15 protein-coding genes and 1 pseudogene are annotated in these 18,006 nt (G+C 70.7%); 1 reads left to right on the plus strand and 15 read right to left on the minus strand.

The annotated features are described in order from the left end of the window. Positions 1-50: 50 nt before the first annotated feature. The 15 genes and pseudogenes from N8I84_RS08240 to pgsA all read right to left on the minus strand — a co-directional run bounded on the left by N8I84_RS08240 (position 51) and on the right by pgsA (position 15,395). Positions 51-2,566, minus strand: a pseudogene (locus tag N8I84_RS08240) (RelA/SpoT family protein). Positions 2,567-2,771: 205 nt separating this feature from the next. After that, on the minus strand, positions 2,772-3,320 hold the full coding sequence (locus N8I84_RS08245; protein ID WP_263228932.1) for an adenine phosphoribosyltransferase: 549 nt from the start codon (positions 3,318-3,320) through the stop codon (positions 2,772-2,774). Further along, positions 3,317-4,426, minus strand: a complete 1,110-nt coding sequence (gene secF / locus N8I84_RS08250) for a protein translocase subunit SecF (RefSeq protein WP_263228933.1) — start codon at positions 4,424-4,426, stop codon at positions 3,317-3,319. Before secF ends, N8I84_RS08245 begins: the two co-directional genes overlap by 4 nt. A gap of 3 nt (positions 4,427-4,429) precedes the next feature. Beyond that, positions 4,430-6,202 carry a protein translocase subunit SecD gene (secD, locus tag N8I84_RS08255; protein ID WP_263228934.1) on the minus strand — a complete coding sequence of 591 codons (1,773 nt, stop codon included), beginning with the start codon at positions 6,200-6,202 and terminating at the stop codon, positions 4,430-4,432. Positions 6,203-6,338: 136 nt separating this feature from the next. Further along, the gene (yajC, locus tag N8I84_RS08260) at positions 6,339-6,845 is read right to left on the minus strand and encodes a preprotein translocase subunit YajC (RefSeq protein WP_263228935.1); all 507 of its coding nucleotides are present in this window, start codon (positions 6,843-6,845) and stop codon (positions 6,339-6,341) included. Between the two features lie 165 nt (positions 6,846-7,010). Next, a complete protein-coding gene (gene ruvB, locus N8I84_RS08265) occupies positions 7,011-8,081 on the minus strand; it encodes a Holliday junction branch migration DNA helicase RuvB (RefSeq protein WP_263228936.1) in 1,071 nt (356 codons plus the stop codon). Positions 8,082-8,096: 15 nt separating this feature from the next. Next, the gene (gene ruvA / locus N8I84_RS08270) at positions 8,097-8,702 is read right to left on the minus strand and encodes a Holliday junction branch migration protein RuvA (RefSeq protein ID WP_263228937.1); all 606 of its coding nucleotides are present in this window, start codon (positions 8,700-8,702) and stop codon (positions 8,097-8,099) included. Continuing rightward, on the minus strand, positions 8,699-9,241 hold the full coding sequence (gene ruvC, locus N8I84_RS08275; RefSeq protein WP_263228938.1) for a crossover junction endodeoxyribonuclease RuvC: 543 nt from the start codon (positions 9,239-9,241) through the stop codon (positions 8,699-8,701). The genes ruvA and ruvC overlap by 4 nt, the downstream gene beginning before the upstream one ends. A 203-nt stretch (positions 9,242-9,444) precedes the next feature. Beyond that, positions 9,445-10,197: a YebC/PmpR family DNA-binding transcriptional regulator gene (locus N8I84_RS08280; protein WP_263228939.1), complete on the minus strand. Its 753-nt coding sequence runs from the start codon at positions 10,195-10,197 to the stop codon at positions 9,445-9,447. A 78-nt stretch (positions 10,198-10,275) separates the two neighbouring features. Beyond that, positions 10,276-10,884: a pyridoxal 5'-phosphate synthase glutaminase subunit PdxT gene (gene pdxT / locus N8I84_RS08285; protein ID WP_263228940.1), complete on the minus strand. Its 609-nt coding sequence runs from the start codon at positions 10,882-10,884 to the stop codon at positions 10,276-10,278. 36 nt (positions 10,885-10,920) lie between these two features. Beyond that, positions 10,921-11,832 carry a pyridoxal 5'-phosphate synthase lyase subunit PdxS gene (pdxS, locus tag N8I84_RS08290; protein ID WP_200421221.1) on the minus strand — a complete coding sequence of 304 codons (912 nt, stop codon included), beginning with the start codon at positions 11,830-11,832 and terminating at the stop codon, positions 10,921-10,923. Between the two features lie 141 nt (positions 11,833-11,973). Continuing rightward, a complete protein-coding gene (locus tag N8I84_RS08295; RefSeq protein WP_263228941.1) occupies positions 11,974-12,519 on the minus strand; it encodes a LemA family protein in 546 nt (181 codons plus the stop codon). Positions 12,520-12,599: 80 nt separating this feature from the next. Continuing rightward, positions 12,600-13,760 (minus strand): glycosyltransferase family 4 protein, encoded by a 1,161-nt coding sequence (locus N8I84_RS08300; RefSeq protein WP_263228942.1) that lies wholly within the window; start codon positions 13,758-13,760, stop codon positions 12,600-12,602. Further along, positions 13,757-14,680, minus strand: a complete 924-nt coding sequence (locus N8I84_RS08305) for a phosphatidylinositol mannoside acyltransferase (protein ID WP_263228943.1) — start codon at positions 14,678-14,680, stop codon at positions 13,757-13,759. Before N8I84_RS08305 ends, N8I84_RS08300 begins: the two co-directional genes overlap by 4 nt. Positions 14,681-14,708: 28 nt before the next feature. Next, the gene (pgsA, locus tag N8I84_RS08310) at positions 14,709-15,395 is read right to left on the minus strand and encodes a phosphatidylinositol phosphate synthase (RefSeq protein ID WP_263234699.1); all 687 of its coding nucleotides are present in this window, start codon (positions 15,393-15,395) and stop codon (positions 14,709-14,711) included. 307 nt (positions 15,396-15,702) lie between these two features. Here pgsA and N8I84_RS08315 point away from each other — a divergent pair, with 307 nt between their 5' ends. After that, positions 15,703-17,901 (plus strand): elongation factor G-like protein EF-G2, encoded by a 2,199-nt coding sequence (locus N8I84_RS08315; protein ID WP_263228944.1) that lies wholly within the window; start codon positions 15,703-15,705, stop codon positions 17,899-17,901. Positions 17,902-18,006 lie beyond the last annotated feature (105 nt).

Raw genomic sequence — 18,006 nt, forward strand, 5'->3', positions numbered from 1 at the left:
GGGGCTCCCGTACCGAGGTACGGGAGCCTTTCCTGTGCTCTGGCGTGCGGTTACGGCCGGCGGGCCGAGGTGACCCGGTAGACGTCGTAGACGCCCTCCACGCCCCTTACCGCCTTCAGGACGTGGCCCAGGTGCTTCGGGTCGCCCATCTCGAAGGTGAAGCGCGAGGTGGCGACGCGGTCGCGGGAGGTCTGGACGGCCGCCGAGAGGATGTTCACGTGCTGGTCGGACAGGACCCGGGTGACGTCCGAGAGCAGCCGCGAGCGGTCCAGCGCCTCCACCTGGATGGCGACCAGGAAGACGGAGGACTGGGTGGGCGCCCACTCCACGTCGAGGATGCGCTCCGGCTCGCGCGACAGCGACTCGACGTTGACGCAGTCGCTGCGGTGAACCGATACGCCATTACCACGTGTGACGAATCCGATGATCGGGTCGCCGGGGACGGGCGTACAACAGCGGGCCAGTTTGACCCAGACGTCGTCCACGCCCTTGACGACGACACCCGGATCGCTGCTGGCGCGCCGCTTGCGCCCACGGCCCCGCGACGGCGGAACGGCCTCGTCGATCTCCTCGGTGGCCGCCTCCTCGCCGCCGAGCGCCTGCACCAGCTTCTGCACGACGTTCTGGGCCGCCACATGGCCCTCGCCGATCGCCGCGTACAGGGACGAGATGTCCGGGTAGCGCATCTCGTGCGCGAGCGTGACCAGCGAGTCGCCGGTGAGGATGCGCTGGATCGGCAGGTTCTGCTTGCGCATCGCCCGCGCGATCGCCTCCTTGCCCTGCTCGATCGCCTCGTCGCGCCGCTCCTTGGAGAACCATGCCCGGATCTTGTTGCGGGCACGCGGCGACTTCACGAAGCCGAGCCAGTCGCGGGAGGGGCCGGCGCCGGGTGCCTTGGAGGTGAAGACCTCCACCAAGTCGCCGTTGTCCAGGGTGGATTCGAGCGGTACGAGGCGTCCGTTGACCCGGGCCCCTATCGTCCGGTGGCCGACCTCCGTGTGGACGGCGTAGGCGAAGTCGACCGGGGTGGCGCCGGCCGGCAGCGCTATCACGTCGCCCTTCGGGGTGAAGACGAAGACCTCGTTGCGGGACAGGTCGAAGCGCAGGGACTCCAGGAACTCGCTGGGGTCCTCGGTCTCCTTCTGCCAGTCCAGCAACTGCCGCAGCCACGCCATGTCGTTGATGGCGTCCTTGTCCTTGGCGCTCGAACGCGGCGTGTCCGTGCGCACCTTGGAGGCGCCGGCGACGGCCTCCTGCTTGTACTTCCAGTGCGCGGCGATGCCGTACTCGGCGCGGCGGTGCATGTCGAACGTGCGGATCTGCAGCTCGACGGGCTTGCCGTTGGGCCCGATGACCGTCGTGTGCAGCGACTGGTACATGTTGAACTTGGGCATCGCGATGTAGTCCTTGAACCGCCCCGGGACCGGGTTCCAGCGGGCGTGGACCGTGCCCAGTGCCGCATAGCAGTCGCGGACCGTGTCGACGAGGACGCGGATGCCCACCAGGTCGTAGATCTCCGCGAAGTCACGGCCGCGGACGATCATCTTCTGGTAGACGCTGTAGTAGTGCTTGGGGCGGCCGGTGACGGTCGCCTTGATACGGGCGGCGCGCAGGTCGGCCTGGACCTCGTCGGTGACGATCGCCAGGTATTCGTCACGCTTGGGGGCGCGCTCGGCGACCAGGCGGACGATCTCGTCGTACATCTTGGGGTAGAGGATCGCGAACGCCAGGTCCTCCAGCTCCCACTTGATGGTGTTCATGCCCAGCCGGTGGGCGAGCGGCGCGTAGATCTCCAGGGTCTCGCGCGCCTTCTTCTCCTGCTTCTCGCGCTTGAGGTAGCGCATGGTGCGCATGTTGTGCAGACGGTCGGCGAGCTTGATGACCAGGACGCGCGGGTCCTTGGCCATGGCGACGACCATCTTGCGCACGGTCTCGGCCTGCGCGGCCTCGCCGAACTTGACCTTGTCCAGCTTGGTGACGCCGTCGACGAGGAGGGCGACGGTGTCGCCGAAGTCGCGGCGCAGCTGGTCCAGGCCGTACTCGGTGTCCTCCACCGTGTCGTGCAGCAGGCCCGCCATCAGGGTGGCCGGGTCCATGCCGAGCTCGGCGAGGATGGTGGTGACGGCGAGGGGGTGCGTGATGTACGGGTCGCCGCTCTTGCGTTTCTGGCCGCGGTGCCAGCGCTCGGCGACCTGGTAGGCGCGCTCGATCTGGCGCAGCGTCGAGTTCTCGATCTTCGGGTCGTTGCTGCGCACTATCCGCAGCAGCGGCTCCAGGACCGGGTTGTACGGGTTGGCGCGCTGCACCCCGAGCCGGGCGAGGCGGGCGCGGACTCGGTTGGAGGAGCCGGTGCGGGCGGGCGGGGACGGCGTTGCGCGGACGGCCGGAGTGCGCTCGGGAGGGGCGGCTTGGGGCGCGGCTGCTCGGCCGCCTGGTCCGCGGGCGCGGACTGGGCGTGCTCCACCGTCCCGCGCGGGGCGTTCTTCGCGCTGCGTGCGGGGGTGGCCGCGGCCTTCGACGCGGGGTCGGGCTTGGCGGCGGTCAGTGGCTGGGCCTCGTCTGGCAAGAGGGCTCCTCGTGCGCGATCCGGGTCCCCCGGTCAGGCTCCGGAGCACCCATGGTAGCGATCCCGGGCTCCGGGCTCGCCCTCAGGCCGCGGGACGGCCTGCTATGGGGGAAACGCACGAGGCGGACCTCGGATTCCTCCGGGGCCCGCCTCGCGGTGTCCTGCGGCCCGACGGGGCCTTGCGCAGGGGTGTACGGCGCGTGACTCAGACCTGGAGCAGTGCCTCCAGCGGGGCGCCGGCCAGGGCCGGTTCCAGCCGGGCACGGCCGCCCAGGAAGCCCAGTTCCATGAGGACCGAGACGCCCGCGACCTCGGCGCCCGCCCGGCGGATGAGCTGCAGCGAGGCCTCGGCGGTGCCGCCGGTGGCGAGGACGTCGTCGACGACCATCACCCGGTCGGACGCCGACAGGTCCTCGGCGTGCACCTCGATCTCCGCGGAGCCGTACTCCAGGTCGTACGCCTGCCGCAGGGTGGCTCCAGGCAGCTTGCCCGCCTTGCGTACGGGGACGAAGCCGATGCCCGCGCGGACGGCGACCGGGGCGCCGAGGATGAACCCGCGCGCCTCCAGACCGACGATCTTCGTCGCGCCGTGCCGTACGGTCAGCTCCGCCAGCGCGTCGGTGAGCGCGGCGAAGGCCGCCGGGTCCGCGAGCAGCGGGGTGATGTCCTTGAACATCACCCCCGGCTCCGGGTGGTCCGGCACGTCCCGGATACGGCTGAGCAGCAGTGCCTGTATGTCGGTCGTCTCGGTCATCGGCGCTTTCCGGAGGGTCGGCCGCGACCGCGGTTACGGGACGCGGGCTGGCTGCGCTGGCCGACGACCGCCGGTGCGGCGTCCTGCGGCTCTTCGGCGAAGGAGTCGTCCTCGGCCTCTCCGACGGGCCCCGCCTCGGCGGCCTGCGCGCGCTTGGCGAGGACGCGGCGCTTGAGGGCCTTCATCTGCGGCTCGCGCTCCTTGAGGTCGGCGACGAGCGGAGTGGCGATGAAGATCGAGGAGTACGCACCGGCCGCGAGGCCGACGAACAGCGACAGCGAGATGTCGTTGAGCGTGCCCGCACCGAGGAAGCCGCCACCGATGAACAGCAGGCCCGCCACCGGCAGCAGCGCCACCACCGTGGTGTTGATGGATCGCACCAGGGTGCTGTTGATCGAGCTGTTGGCGACGTCGCTGAAGGTCCAGCGGGTCTGCTTGGTGATGTCCTTCGTCTGCTCCTTGAGGCTGTCGAAGACGACGACCGTGTCGTAGAGCGAGTAACCGAGGATCGTCAGCAGACCGATCACCGTGCCGGACGTGACCTCGAAGCCGACGAGCGCGTAGATGCCGGTGGTGATGGTGATGTCGTGGATCAGTGCGACGAACGCGGCAAGGGCCATGCGCCACTCGAAGGCGATCGCCAGGTAGATCACGACCAGCACCATGAAGATCGCCAGGCCCTCCCAGGCCTTGCCGGCGATCTGCTCACCCCAGCTGGGGCCGACCAGGTCGGCGTTGATCTGCTCCGAGGGGACGCTCAGGTCCTTGGCCAGGGTGTCCTTGATCTGGTCGGACTTGCCGGTGTCGATTCCGGCGACCTGGATGCGCAGGCCGCCCGTACCGAGCTTCTGCACCACGGCGGGGTGGCCGGAGGCGTCGTGGGCATAGGTCTCGGCCTGGGCCACCGAGACACTCGTCTTCGGGGTCGTGAAGACCGCTCCGCCCTGGAACTCGATGCCCATGTTCAGGCCGCGCACCGCCAGGCCGACGATGGCCGTGATGGTGATCAGGATCGAGACGCCGTACCAGATCTTGCGGTTGCCGACGAAGTCGTAACCGACCTCGCCTCGGTGGAGCCGGGCGCCGAGGTTGCCGAGCTTCGACATCTCTCACGCCTCCTTCGGGTCGACGGGGGCGGAGGGACGACGGGTGCGCCGCAGGGGCGGCTTGGCGCCCAGGCGCTTGGGGTCGAGACCGGACCAGCTGTGGCCGTTCGCGAAGAACGTCCGGCGCGCCAGGATCGTCAGCAGCGGCTTGGTGAACAGGAAGACCACCACGACGTCGAGCAGGGTCGTCAGGCCGAGCGTGAACGCGAAGCCCTGGACCTTGCCGACGGTGACGATGAAGAGCACCGCGGCGGCGAGGAAGGACACGAAGTCGGACACCAGGATGGTGCGCCGGGCGCGCGGCCAGCCGCGTTCGACGGCGGGGCGCAGGGAACGGCCCTCGCGGATCTCGTCCCGGACGCGTTCGAAGTACACGATGAACGAGTCCGCGGTGATGCCGATCGCGACGATGGCGCCGCACACGGCGGGCAGGTTCAGCGCGAAGCCGATGGTCGGGCCGAGCAGCGACATGATCACGTAGGTGAGGATCGCGGACACCGCGAGGGACGCGACGGCGATGGCCGCGAGGCCGCGGTAGTAGACGACCAGGTAGATCACGACGAGAGCCAGGCCGATGGCGCCCGCGATCAGACCGGCGTGCAGCTGCTCACCGCCGAGCGCGGCGGTCACCGTGGTGACGCTGGACTCCTTGAAGGTGAGCGGGAGCGCGCCGTACGACAGCATGTTGGACAGGCTCTGGGCGTCCTCCTGGGTGAAGCTGCCGGAGATCTCCGCGTTGCCGCCGGTGATGGCCGTCTGGACGTACGGGTGGGAGACGACCTCGTCGTCCAGGACGATCGCGAACTCGTTCTGCGGGGTCGTCTTCTGCGACAGCTGACCGGTGATGTCGGCGAACTTCTTCGCGCCGCTGGAGTTGAAGGTCATCTGGACCTGCCAGCCGGCGGCACCCTGCGTGTCGTAGACGGCCTGGGCCTTCTTGACCTCCGTGCCGTCGACCGCGACCGGGCCGAGCAGGAACTTGTTCCAGACGTTGCCGTCCTTGCCGCAGGCGACGGTGGGCTCGCCGGTCTTGGCGCCCTTGCCGGCCGTGGCGCGCTGCTCGGGCTTGCTGCAGTCGAGGGCGGCGTACTGGGCCTGGAGCCCCGCCGCGCCACCGGAGGCGGACCCGGCACTCGAGGAGGGCGAGGCGCTCGCGGAGGGCTTGGTGGAGGCGGCGGCGGACGCGGAGCTCTTGGCGGACGGCGTGGAGGTCGCCTTCAGCGCGTCGGTGACGGGGCGGCCCTGCGAGGTGGCGGAGGACGTCGGGCTGGCGGAGCCGGACGTCGCCTTGCTCTTGCTCGACGGGCTGGGCGAGGCGCTGCCGCCCGCGCTGGAGCTGGGGCTGGGGCTCGCCGAGGCACCGGTGCCGGAGGCGTCGCGCTGCAGGACCGGACGGAAGTACAGCTTGGCGGTGGTGCCGACCTGCTCCCGGGCCTCCTTGGAGTTCGTGCCCCGGGGGATGTTGACGATGATGTTGCGGTCGCCCTGGGTCTGGACCTCCGCCTCGGACACGCCCAGACCGTTGACCCGTCGGTTCATGATCTCGACCGCGGTGTCCATGTTGGTCTTGTTGATCGCGTTGGGCTGACCGGGCTCGTTGACCGCCGTCAGCGTGATGCTGGTGCCGCCGGCGAGGTCGATGCCGAGACGCGGAGTGGTGTGTCCGGAGGCGAACATTCCCCCGGTGAGCGCCGCGATGGCGATCAGGATGAGGGCCAGCGAGCGCCCTGGCTTGCTCTGGGCGCTCGCGCTCCGGCCCTTCTTCGGTGCTGCCACCTTCTCGTACTCCCTCTCGAGCCGCCGCGCGCGGGGTCAGCGCACGGGCGGCCATGCCATTGTGTGGGGATTCCACGCGAAAACCGCACAGCCCGGGCCGGGACGCGCCGATCACGCGCCCTGGCCCGGGATGCGGTCACTTCGCGTCGGAGTCGCCGTCGGTCTTCTTCGGCTCTGCTTCGTCGGCCTTGCCGTCGGTGTCGTCGGCCTTGGCGTCGGTCGCGGCGTCCGCGTCCTTCTTGCCGAGGTCGACCTTGTCGTCGGCAGGGCCCGAAGAGGCGTCGGCGGCGGGCTCGTCGGTCTCGGTGAGGGAGGAGGCGTCGTCCGGCACGACGGCGCCGTCGGCCTTCAGGTCGTGCTCGATGCCGTGGACGATGCGGTTGTACTCGTCGTCGGTCAGGACGGCGCCGATCGCGTTCTTCGCGAAGAGCAGCTCAACGCCCGGGCCCGCGTCAAGGAGGACCGTGTCGTCGTTGACCTCCTTGACCGTCGCGTACATGCCCCCGATCGTGCGGACGCCGCTGCCGGGCTGCATGTCGTTGCGCATTTGCGCGGCCTGCTGCTGCTTGCGCTTGGCCGAGCGGGTCATCAGGAACATGGCCCCGATGAGCACGATGAACGGGAGGAGGGTCACGATATTCACGGGACGGAATTTCCTTCGCACGACCGCTCGATCGGCGGCCTGGTGGATGGGGGTGTGATGGGCGCCGCCCGCGAGGGCGGCATCGGCGGAGTCTAAGCGAGTCCGCACGCAAGGAACAACGCTCAGCATGGCACCCGGGTTCCTGCTGGGGCGAGTCCCGCGCCGTCACGCCCCGAACAGGTCCTGTTGTCCGTTTCCCCCGGTCGTCCCGCGTGGCGCGGTCAGCCCGAGGTGCGCCCAGGCGGCCGGTGTCGCCACCCGTCCACGCGGGGTGCGGGCGAGCAGGCCCTCCCTGACCAGGAACGGTTCGGCGACCTCCTCCACGGTCTCGCGCTCCTCCCCCACGGCGACGGCGAGCGTGGACAGGCCGACGGGGCCGCCGCCGAACAGCTTCAGCAGGGCCTCGAGGACGGCCCGGTCGAGGCGGTCGAGTCCGCGCGCGTCGACCTCGTAGACGGCGAGGGCCGCCGCCGCGATCTCACGGGTGATCACTCCGTCGGCCTTGACCTGGGCATAGTCCCGCACGCGGCGCAGCAGCCGGTTGGCGATACGGGGGGTGCCACGGGAGCGTCCGGCGATCTCGGCGGCACCCTGGGGGTCGATCTCCACGTCGAGCAGGCTCGCCGAGCGGTGGATGACGCGCTCCAGCTCGGCGGGCTCGTAGAACTCCATGTGCGCGGTGAAGCCGAAGCGGTCGCGCAGCGGTGGCGGCAGCAGGCCCGCGCGCGTGGTGGCGCCGACCAGCGTGAACGGCGGCAGTTCCAGCGGGATGGCGGTGGCGCCGGGGCCCTTGCCGACGATCACGTCGACGCGGAAGTCCTCCATCGCCATGTAGAGCATCTCCTCCGCGGGCCTCGACATGCGGTGGATCTCGTCGAGGAAGAGGACCTCACCCTCCTGAAGGGAGGAGAGGATCGCGGCCAGGTCGCCGGCGTGCTGGATGGCGGGGCCGCTGGTGATCCGGATGGGAGCGCCCATCTCGGCCGCGATGATCATCGACAGGGTCGTCTTGCCGAGGCCGGGGGCGCCGGAGAGAAGCACGTGGTCGGCGGTGGCACCCCGCGCGCGTGCCGCGCGCAGCACGAGGTCAAGCTGCTCCCTGACCTTCTCCTGGCCGATGAACTCGCCCAGGTCCTTGGGGCGCAGGGCGGCCTCGACGGCCTGGTCCTCACGGTCGGCGACAGAGCCCACCAGCCGCTCGGAGGCGGAGGTGTCGGTCGTGTCGTCCCAGTTCACTTGACGTCTCCTGGCTCAGCGGGCTCGGTTCAGGGTCTGCAGGGCCGCCTTGAGGAGGGCGCCCACCTGGGGTGTGCCCCCGGCGGCCTCGGCCTGCGGGGCGACCGCGGCGACCGCCTCCTCGGCCTCCCGGGTCGCGTACCCGAGGCCGACCAGGGCGGCGTGCAGCTGGTCGCGCCAGCCGGAGGCGGCGGGTGCGGCGGCCGCGGGGGCGCCGACCGGCTCGCCCAGGCGGTCCTTCAGCTCCAGGAGCAGCTTCTGGGCGCCCTTCTTGCCGATGCCGGGGACCGCGACGAGCGCCTTCTCGTCACCGGTCGCCACGGCGCGGCGCAGCGCGTCCGGGGAGTGCACGGCCAGCATGGACTGCGCCAGGCGCGGGCCGACACCGCTCGCGGTCTGCAGCAGCTCGAAGACCTGGCGCTCGTCGTCGTCCGCGAAGCCGTACAGGGTCAGCGAGTCCTCCCGGACGACCAGGGAGGTCGCGAGCTTCGTCTGCTGGCCGAGCCGGAGCCCGGAGAGCGTGTTCGGCGTGCACTGGACGGCGATGCCGATGCCGCCCACCTCGACCACCGCGGAGTCCGGGGCGAGGGCGGCGACCGGGCCGCTGACGAAGGCGATCATGCGGTACGGCCTTTCGATACGTGCTTCGATGCGTGCAGGGCGACGGCCTGCTGGAGCCGGTTCTGCGCGGGGGCGCGCCAGATGTGGCAGATGGCGAGAGCGAGGGCGTCGGCGGCGTCGGCGGGCTTGGGGGGCGCGTCCAGCCGAAGCAGCCGCGTGACCATCGCGCCGACCTGCGCCTTGTCGGCACGTCCGGTGCCGGTGACGGCCGCCTTGACCTCGCTCGGGGTGTGCAGGGCGACTGGGATGCCGCGGCGGGCCGCGCACAGCATGGCGACGGCGCTGGCCTGGGCGGTGCCCATCACCGTCCGCACATTGTGCTGGCTGAAGACGCGCTCGACGGCGACGAACTCGGGTCGGTGCTCGTCCAGCCACTGCTCGATGCCCTGCTCGACGGCGACGAGGCGGTGGCCGAGGTCGGCGTCCACGGGCGTCCGCACGACACCGACGCCGAGCATGGTGAGCGTGCGCCCGGGCACGCCCTCGACCACCCCGACACCGCACCGCGTCAGCCCCGGGTCCACCCCCAGCACGCGCACGCGCGCCCCTCCCCTTCTTCGCGGCTGAACCGCCGCCGCTCTCGCGGACCTGGCTGAACACCGTCGGGGTTCCTCGATCGATGGTTGCGGTCCGTGGACGGTGATCCCTGTCTGACGCCAGGCTATCCGGCGGCACCGACAACGACCCGCAAAGCGACGGGCCGACGGGAGTGTCCCGTCGGCCCGTGAGCCCAGCGACTGCGTTACGCGCCGACCTTCTCCATGATGTCGTCGCTGACGTCGAAGTTCGCGAAGACGTTCTGCACGTCGTCGCTGTCCTCGAGCGCGTCGATCAGCTTGAAGATCTTCTTGGCGCCCTCCTCGTCCAGCTGGACCTGCATGGTCGGGACGAAATTGGCCTCGGCGGAGTCGTAGTCGATCCCGGCGTCCTGCAGGGCCTTGCGGACCGCGACCAGGTCGGTGGCCTCACTGATGACCTCGAAGGACTCGCCCAGGTCGTTGACCTCCTCGGCGCCCGCGTCGAGCACGGCGCCCAGGACGTCGTCCTCGGTCAGCTCGCCCTTGGGGACGATCACGACGCCCTTGCGGTTGAACAGGTACGAGACCGAGCCCGGGTCGGCCATGGAGCCGCCGTTGCGGGTCATGGCGACGCGCACGTCGGAGGCGGCACGGTTGCGGTTGTCGGTGAGGCACTCGATGAGCACCGCGACACCGTTCGGACCGTAGCCCTCGTACATGATCGTCTCGTAGTCGGCACCGCCGGCCTCGAGCCCAGCGCCACGCTTGACGGCGGAGTCGATGTTCTTGTTCGGGACCGACGACTTCTTCGCCTTCTGGATGGCGTCGTAGAGAGTCGGGTTGCCGTCGGGGTCCGAGCCGCCCGTCCGGGCCGCCACCTCGATGTTCTTGATCAGCTTCGCGAAGAGCTTGCCGCGCTTGGCGTCGATCACGGCCTTCTTGTGCTTCGTCGTGGCCCATTTAGAGTGGCCGGACATCTGCCTGTCTCCTTCGCGTAACCCATCTCTGCAACGAACTCCCCCAGACCTTAACGGCTGGGGGGACCCCCAGAGATCCTACAAGGACTCCGGTACCCGATTGGCGCGCACCATGTCGACGAACAGGGCGTGCACACGGTGGTCGCCGGTCAGCTCCGGGTGGAACGACGTGGCGAGTGCGTTGCCCTGGCGTACGGCGACGATGTGGCCGCCGTGCTCGGCGAGCACCTCGGTGCCCGCCCCGACGGACTCCACCCAGGGAGCGCGGATGAAGACGCCCTCTACAGGATCGCCCTCGACGCCCTTGACGTCGACGGCCGCCTCGAAGGACTCGTTCTGCCGTCCGAAGGCGTTGCGGCGCACGATCATGTCGATGCCGCCGACGGTCTCCTGGCCGGAGCGCGGGTCGAGGATCTTGTCCGCGAGCATGATCATGCCCGCGCAGGTGCCGTAGACGGGCATGCCGTCGCGCACGCGCGCGCGGAGGGGTTCCATCACTCCGAAGAGGATGGCCAGCTTGGAGATGGTGGTGGACTCGCCGCCGGGGAGGACGAGGCCGTCGACCTCGGCGAGCTCTTCGGGGCGCCGCACCGGCCTGGCCACGGCGTCGGCCGCGGCCAGGGCGATGAGATGCTCCCGTACGTCGCCCTGGAGGGCCAGGACGCCTATGACGGGTGCGTCAGTCATGTGTTCGTGCAGTCCTCGTGCTGTTCCTGCGGTGACTTACCAGCCGCGGTTGGCGTAGCGCTCGGTCTCGGGGAGGGTGTCGCAGTTGATGCCGACCATGGCCTCGCCGAGGTTGCGGGACGCGTCCGCGATGATCTTGGGGTCGTCGTAGAAGGTGGTGGCCTTCACGATGGCGGCGGCGCGCTTGGCCGGGTCGCCGGACTTGAAGATGCCGGAGCCGACGAAGACGCCCTCGGCGCCGAGCTGGCGCATCAGCGCCGCGTCGGCCGGGGTGGCGACGCCACCGGCGGAGAACAGCACGACCGGGAGCTTGCCCAGCTCGGCGACCTCCTTGACCAGCTCGTACGGGGCGCGCAGCTCCTTGGCGGCGGCGTACAGCTCGTGGTTGTCGAAGCCGCGCAGCTTGGCGATCTCGTTCTTGATCTGGCGCAGGTGACGGACGGCCTCGACGACGTTGCCGGTGCCGGCCTCGCCCTTGGAGCGGATCATCGCGGCGCCCTCGGCGATGCGGCGCAGGGCCTCGCCGAGGTTGGTGGCGCCGCAGACGAAGGGGGTGGTGAAGGCCCACTTGTCGGAGTGGTTGACCTCGTCGGCGGGGGTGAGGACCTCCGACTCGTCGATGTAGTCGACGCCGAGGGACTGCAGGACCTGGGCCTCGACGAAGTGGCCGATGCGGGACTTGGCCATCACCGGGATGGAGACGGCGTCGATGATGCCCTCGATCATGTCCGGGTCGGACATGCGGGCCACGCCCCCGTCCTTGCGGATGTCGGCCGGGACCCGCTCCAGGGCCATGACGGCGACGGCGCCCGCGTCCTCGGCGATCTTCGCCTGCTCCGGCGTGACGACGTCCATGATCACGCCGCCCTTGAGCTGCTCGGCCATGCCGCGCTTGACGCGGGCGGTGCCGGTCTCGGGGGTCTGGGGGGTGGAGAGCTCGCTGGACACGGGTTTCGACCTCACTCGGAAAAAGAGGGATTTCTGCTGGACCGAGGAAACGGGACCAGTGCAGGCCACTGCAAGGGCCAATGGAGAGCCGGTGGATCGTTTTGCGCCGTGGCGCGAAACGACGGTGGCAGGCCGACGGTGTCAGACCGTCGACCGGTCCGTCAGCGCCGCCGGGGGCTCGTCGTCCATTTCGAACGCCATGGGGAACGGGGCGTGCCCGGCGAGGCGGAACCAGCGCACCTTGCGGTGCCGGCGCAGGGCCCGTGCCGCGCGTACGGCGTCGTTGTGGAAACGGCGGGCCATCGGCACGCGGCGCACCGCCTCGGTCAGCTCCCGTGTGGCTGCCTCCCCGCCGGGCGCCTCGCGGACCGCCTCGACCTGCTGCGCCTCCGCGAACACGGCCCGCAACGCCTGGCTCAGCTCGCTCTCGGCGACCTCCCGCTGCTCCTCCTCGGCCTGCCGGGCCGCGTGTGCGGCCTCGTACAGGACGATCGACGCGGCCGGGTCGAGCACTCCGGAGGTGGCCAGTTCCTGGGCGACCGAGGCCCGCCGCAGCAGCTGCGCGTCGAGCGCGGCGCGCGCCGCGTCGATCCGGGCGTGCAGCCGGTCGAGCCGCCCCGCGGTCCAGCTCAGATAGAGGCCGATCGCGACGAGGGCGACAAGGATCCAGATGAGGGTTGCGGTCACGGGCGAAGGTTATCGGCCCGCGTTCTCCGCTCTCTCGGCTCCCTCAGGCCCGACGGAACGCCGGGCCCGGCGGCCGGCACTCAGTCCCGTGCCAGGCCCAACCGTGCCCGCAGCCCCGTGCGCTCGTCCGCCGCCACCGCTGCCGCGCCCGCCGTCACCGTCTCGTAGACCGACAGGATGTCCGCGCCGACCGTCGACCAGTCGAAGCGCCGCACGTGGGCGCTTCCCCGGGCACGCAGTTCGGCTCGGCGGTCCGCGTCGTTCAGCAGGCGTACCGCGGCGTCGGCGAGGGCGTCGGCGTCCTCGTTTGCGAACAGCTCGCCGGCCGCTCCCTGGTCCAGGACCTGCGCGAAGGCGTCCAGGTCGGAGGCGAGGACCGGGGCGCCCGCCGACATGGCCTCGACGAGGATGATGCCGAAGCTCTCGCCGCCGGTGTTGGGCGCCACGTAGAGGTCCACACTGCGCAGCAGGCGCGCCTTGTCCTCGTCGCTGATCATGCCGAGGAACTCCACGCGCGAGCGCAGCTTCGCGGGGAGCGTCTCGACCGCCTCCTCCTCGTCGCCCCGGCCCGCGACCAGCAGTCGTGTCTGCGGCCGGGCGGCAAGGATCTTCGGCAGGGCGTTCATGAGGACCGGCAGGCCTTTGCGGGGTTCATCGATGCGCCCGATGAAACCGATCGTGTCCCCCTGCCACTCGGGCCTGGGCTCGGCCTTCGCGAAGAAGTCGACGTCCACGCCGTTCGGGATCACCACCGCGTCGCCGCCCAGGTGTTCGACGAGGGTGCGCCGCGCGTACTCGCTCACCGCGATCCGCGCGCTGATCTTCTCCAGGGCCGCCTGGAGGATCGCGTATGCGGCGATCATGGCCCGGGAGCGCGGGTTCGACGTGTGGAAGGTCGCCACGATCGGGCCCTGTGCCGCCCAGCAGGCCAGCAGGCCCAGGGACGGCGAGGCGGGCTCGTGGATGTGGATCACGTCGAACGCGCCGTCGTGCAGCCAGCGCCGCACCCGCGCGGCGCTCAGGAAGCCGAAGTTCAGACGCGCGACCGAGCCGTTGTACGGCACCGGGACGGCACGCCCGGCCGAGACGACGTACGGCGGCAGCGGGGTGTCGTCGTCCGCGGGGGCGAGGACGGACACCTCGTGCCCGAGGCGGATGAAGTACTCGGCCAGATCGCGGATGTGGAACTGGACGCCGCCCGGCACGTCCCAGGAGTACGGGCAGACGATGCCGATCCTCACGGCGTGCCCTTCCGGGGATCCCTGCTCGGGCCCAGGTCGGCGAGCCACAACCGCTGCAGCATGTGCCAGTCCTCCGGATGCTCGGCGATCCCCGTGGCGAAGGCGTCGGCCAGCGCCTGTGTCATGACAGACGTCTTCTCGGCCCGGCTACCTGACCGGGGTACCTCGATCGGGGGATGCACGCGGCCCTTCATGACGGGCGAGTCGTCGTACCAGAGCGTCACCGGCAGCAGCAGCGCTCCGGTCTGCTGGGCGAGCAGCGCCGGTCCCGCCGGCATCCGGGCCGTCTCGCCGAAGAAGGTGACCTCGACGCCGGAGGCGGACAGGTCCCGGTCGGCGACCAGGCAGACCAGTCCCCCGTCGCGCAGCCGCCGGGCCAGGGTGCCGAACGCGGAGCCGCCGCTGTGCGGCAGCACTTCCATGCCCAGGCCCTCGCGGTAGGCGACGAACCGGTCGTAGAGCGTCTCCGGCTTGAGCCGCTCGGCGACCGTCGTGAACGGCGTGCGCAGCTCGGCGGTGACCCAGGCTCCTGCCAGGTCCCAGTTGGCCAGGTGCGGCAGCGCGAGCACGACGCCCTTGCCGGCGGCGAGCCCGTCGGTGAGGAAGTGCAGGTCCTTGGGGTCGAAACCGCGCCTTATGCGCTCCGGGCTCCACACGGGCAGCCGGAACGACTCCATCCAGTAGCGCAGGTACGACCGCATGCCCGCCCGCGTCAGCTCGGCGAGCCGCTCCGGGGTCGCGTCGGGCACCACGCGCGCGTAGTTGCTCTCGAGCCGTCGTACACCCTTGCCGCGCTGTCTCCAGGCGAGGTCGGCGATGGTGCGGCCGAGCCGGGTGGCGACGGGTTCGGGCAGCGTCTTCACCGTGCTCCAGCCGAGGCCGTAGAGCCCGTCCGTGAGCCGTTCCTGGAGGCTGGTCATGCCGCCGCCCCGATCCTCTTCACGCCGCTCACTTGGCCGTCTCGCTGCCGTGCGAGGTGCTCTCGTCGTTCTGCGCGGCCGCGGCGGCGTCCGCCTCGGCGGACTCCCGGCGCACGGTGACGACCCGTTGGATCAGCGTCACCAGGCTGCCGACGGCGACGATCCACAGCGCGATCGGCAGCAGCCACTGGATGCCGGGCACGCCGAACTTGTGCAGGCCCGCGAAACCGGCGGCGACCAGGGAGATCACCAGGCGTTCTGCGCGCTCCACGAGGCCGTTGACCGCCACGGGCAGCCCGATCGACTCGCCGCGGGCCTTGGTGTACGACACCACCTGGCCGCTGGCCAGACAGAAGATCGACACCGCGCACAGGACGTTGTCGTCCCCGTTGCCCGCGTACCACAGGGCGAAGCCGCCGAAGATCGCGCCGTCGGCGACCCGGTCGAGCGTGGAGTCCAGGAAGGCGCCCCAACGGCTGGAGCGGCCCAGCTGGCGGGCCATGTTGCCGTCGACGAGGTCCGAGAAGACGAACAGCGTGATGACGACCGTGCCCCAGAAGAACTCGCCCCGGGGGTAGAAGACCAGCGCGCCCGCGATCACGCCGGCGGTGCCGATCAGCGTGACCGTGTCGGGGCTGACGCCCCGCCGGATCAGAAACGCGGCGAACGGTGTGAGAACACGCGTGAAGAAAGCACGCGCGTACTTGTTCAGCATGGCCTTCCCGACGGTCGGTGAGCCGGGCGGCCCCTGCTGGCCACCGGCGCGCCCAATCGTAGCCACGCGCGCGTGGACGCGACGGCCGGGCACCCAAGGCCCTGTGTCACGGCCTGATGGCGCCCGGGTCACGGCGAGATCGCGCAGGGCGGAGCACGGCCCGCGAACGGGATCACGTCCCTCGTATGGACGCATTGTGACGCGAGTGCAAAGCTCGAAGGAACCGCGGGCGTCACCGGAGCCGCCTCGCACGCGGGTCCGCATGTCCGCGCCCACAGTGACCTCACCGTGCACGGGAGGCAAGGCCATGGGCGACAAAGCGAACGTACACCCCGGAGCCGCCGGCAGGGCAACGGCGGCCGACCGGCCCGCGTCCGTACGGAATGTGGTGCTGGTCGGCCACAGCGGATCGGGCAAGACGACTTTGGTGGAGGCTCTCGCGCTGACGGCGGGAGCGCTGAACCGGGCGGGCCGTGTGGAGGACGGCGGCACCGTCTCCGACTACGACGAGATCGAGCACCGGCAGCAGCGCTCGGTGCAGCTCTCCATGGTTCCCGTCGAATGGGACGGGATCAAGATCAACCTGCTGGACACTCCTGGATACGCCGACTTCGTCGGGGAGCTCCGGGCCGGTCTGCGCGCCGCGGACGCGGCCCTTTTCGTCGTCTCGGCCTCGGACGGTGTGGACGGCTCGACCCGCATGGTGTGGGAGGAGTGCGCGGCCGTCGGCATGCCGCGCGCCATCGTGATCACACACCTGGAGGCGGCCCGGGCCGACTTCGAGGAGATGACCCGCCGTTGCGCGGAGGCGTTCGGCGGGGACGACCCCGACGCCGTCCTGCCGCTGTACCTGCCGCTGCACGGCCCGCAGGGGCCCGACGGGCACGCGCCCGTGACCGGCCTGATCGGGCTGCTCACGCAGAAACTGTTCGACTACTCGACCGGTGAGCGCAAGGAGTCCGAGCCGGGCGAGGACCAGCTGCCGGGGATCGAGGAGGCCCGCAACCGGCTCATCGAGGGGATCATCGCCGAGAGCGAGGACGAGACCCTCATGGACCGCTACCTCGGTGGTGAGCAGGTCGACGTCAAGACGCTGATCCAGGACCTGGAGCGGGCCGTGGCGCGCGGCAGCTTCTTCCCCGTCCTGGCCGCCGCCCCCGCCGCCGAGGGCGCCAAGCAGGGCCTCGGCACGGTCGAGCTGCTGGAGCTGATCACCGGCGGGTTCCCGACCCCGTTCGAGCACCCGATGCCGGGGGTCACCACCATCGACGGCAAGCCGCGCGAGCTGAAGGCCTGCGACACCGAGGGCCCGCTGGTCGCCGAGGTCGTCAAGACCTCCTCCGACCCCTACGTCGGCCGCATCTCGCTGGTCCGCGTCTTCTCCGGCACCCTGCGCCCCGACCAGACGGTGCACGTCTCCGGACACGGCCTGACCGACCGCGGCCACGAGGACCACGACGTCGACGAGAAGATCGGCGCCCTGTCCATGCCCTTCGGCAAGCAGCAGCGCCCGGTCACGCACGCCGTCGCGGGCGATCTGGTGTGCGTGGCCAAGCTCGGCCGTGCCGAGACCGGGGACACCCTCTCGGCCAAGGACGACCCGCTGCTGATGGAGCCCTGGCAGATGCCCGACCCGCTGCTGCCGCTCGCCATCCAGGCGCACAGCAAGGCGGACGAGGACAAGCTCAGCCAGGGCCTGGCCCGGCTGGTCGCCGAGGACCCGACCATGCGCCTGGAGCAGAACCAGGACACCCACCAGGTGGTGCTGTGGTGCCTGGGCGAGGCGCACGCGGACGTCGCCCTGGAGCGGCTGCGCAGCCGGTACGGCGTCCAGGTCGACGTGGTCCCGCACAGGGTGTCCCTCCGGGAGACCTTCGCGGGCAGGTCCGCCGGCCGGGGCCGTCACGTGAAGCAGTCCGGCGGGCACGGTCAGTACGCGATCTGCGAGATCGAGGTGGAACCGCTGCCGGGCGGCTCCGGCATCGAGTTCGTGGACAAGGTGGTCGGCGGAGCGGTGCCCCGGCAGTTCATCCCGTCCGTCGAGAAGGGGGTGCGCGCGCAGGCCGCCAAGGGCGTGGCCGCCGGCAACCCGCTGGTCGACATCCGGGTCACGCTGCTCGACGGCAAGTCGCACTCCGTGGACTCCTCGGACGCCGCCTTCCAGACGGCGGGCGCGCTCGCCCTGCGCGAGGCGGCGGCCGACGCCACGATCCATCTGCTGGAACCGGTCGCCGAGGTGTCGGTGCTGGTGGGCGACGAGTACGTGGGCGCCGTGATGAGCGACCTGTCCGCGCGGCGCGGTCGGCTGCTGGGCACCGAGCAGGTCAGCGGTGGCCGGACTCTGGTACGGGCCGAGGTGCCGGAGATCGAGATCGGCCGGTACGCGATCGACCTGCGCTCCCTCTCGCACGGCACCGCACGTTTCAGCCGCTCCTACGCGCGGCACGAGCCGATGCCGCCACAGCTCGGGGAGAAGATCCGTCAAGAGGCTCAGAAGTCCCAGTAGTTGAACCCTTGTTCCCCTCTCCATGCGGGAGCGGACCTCTTCCGGTCGTCCGCTCCCGCATGTCAGTGCCTGCGGATACGCTGATGTCCTGATCAAGTCGACACA

The sequence above is a fragment of the Streptomyces cynarae genome (assembly GCF_025642135.1).
Classification (GTDB): domain Bacteria; phylum Actinomycetota; class Actinomycetes; order Streptomycetales; family Streptomycetaceae; genus Streptomyces; species Streptomyces cynarae.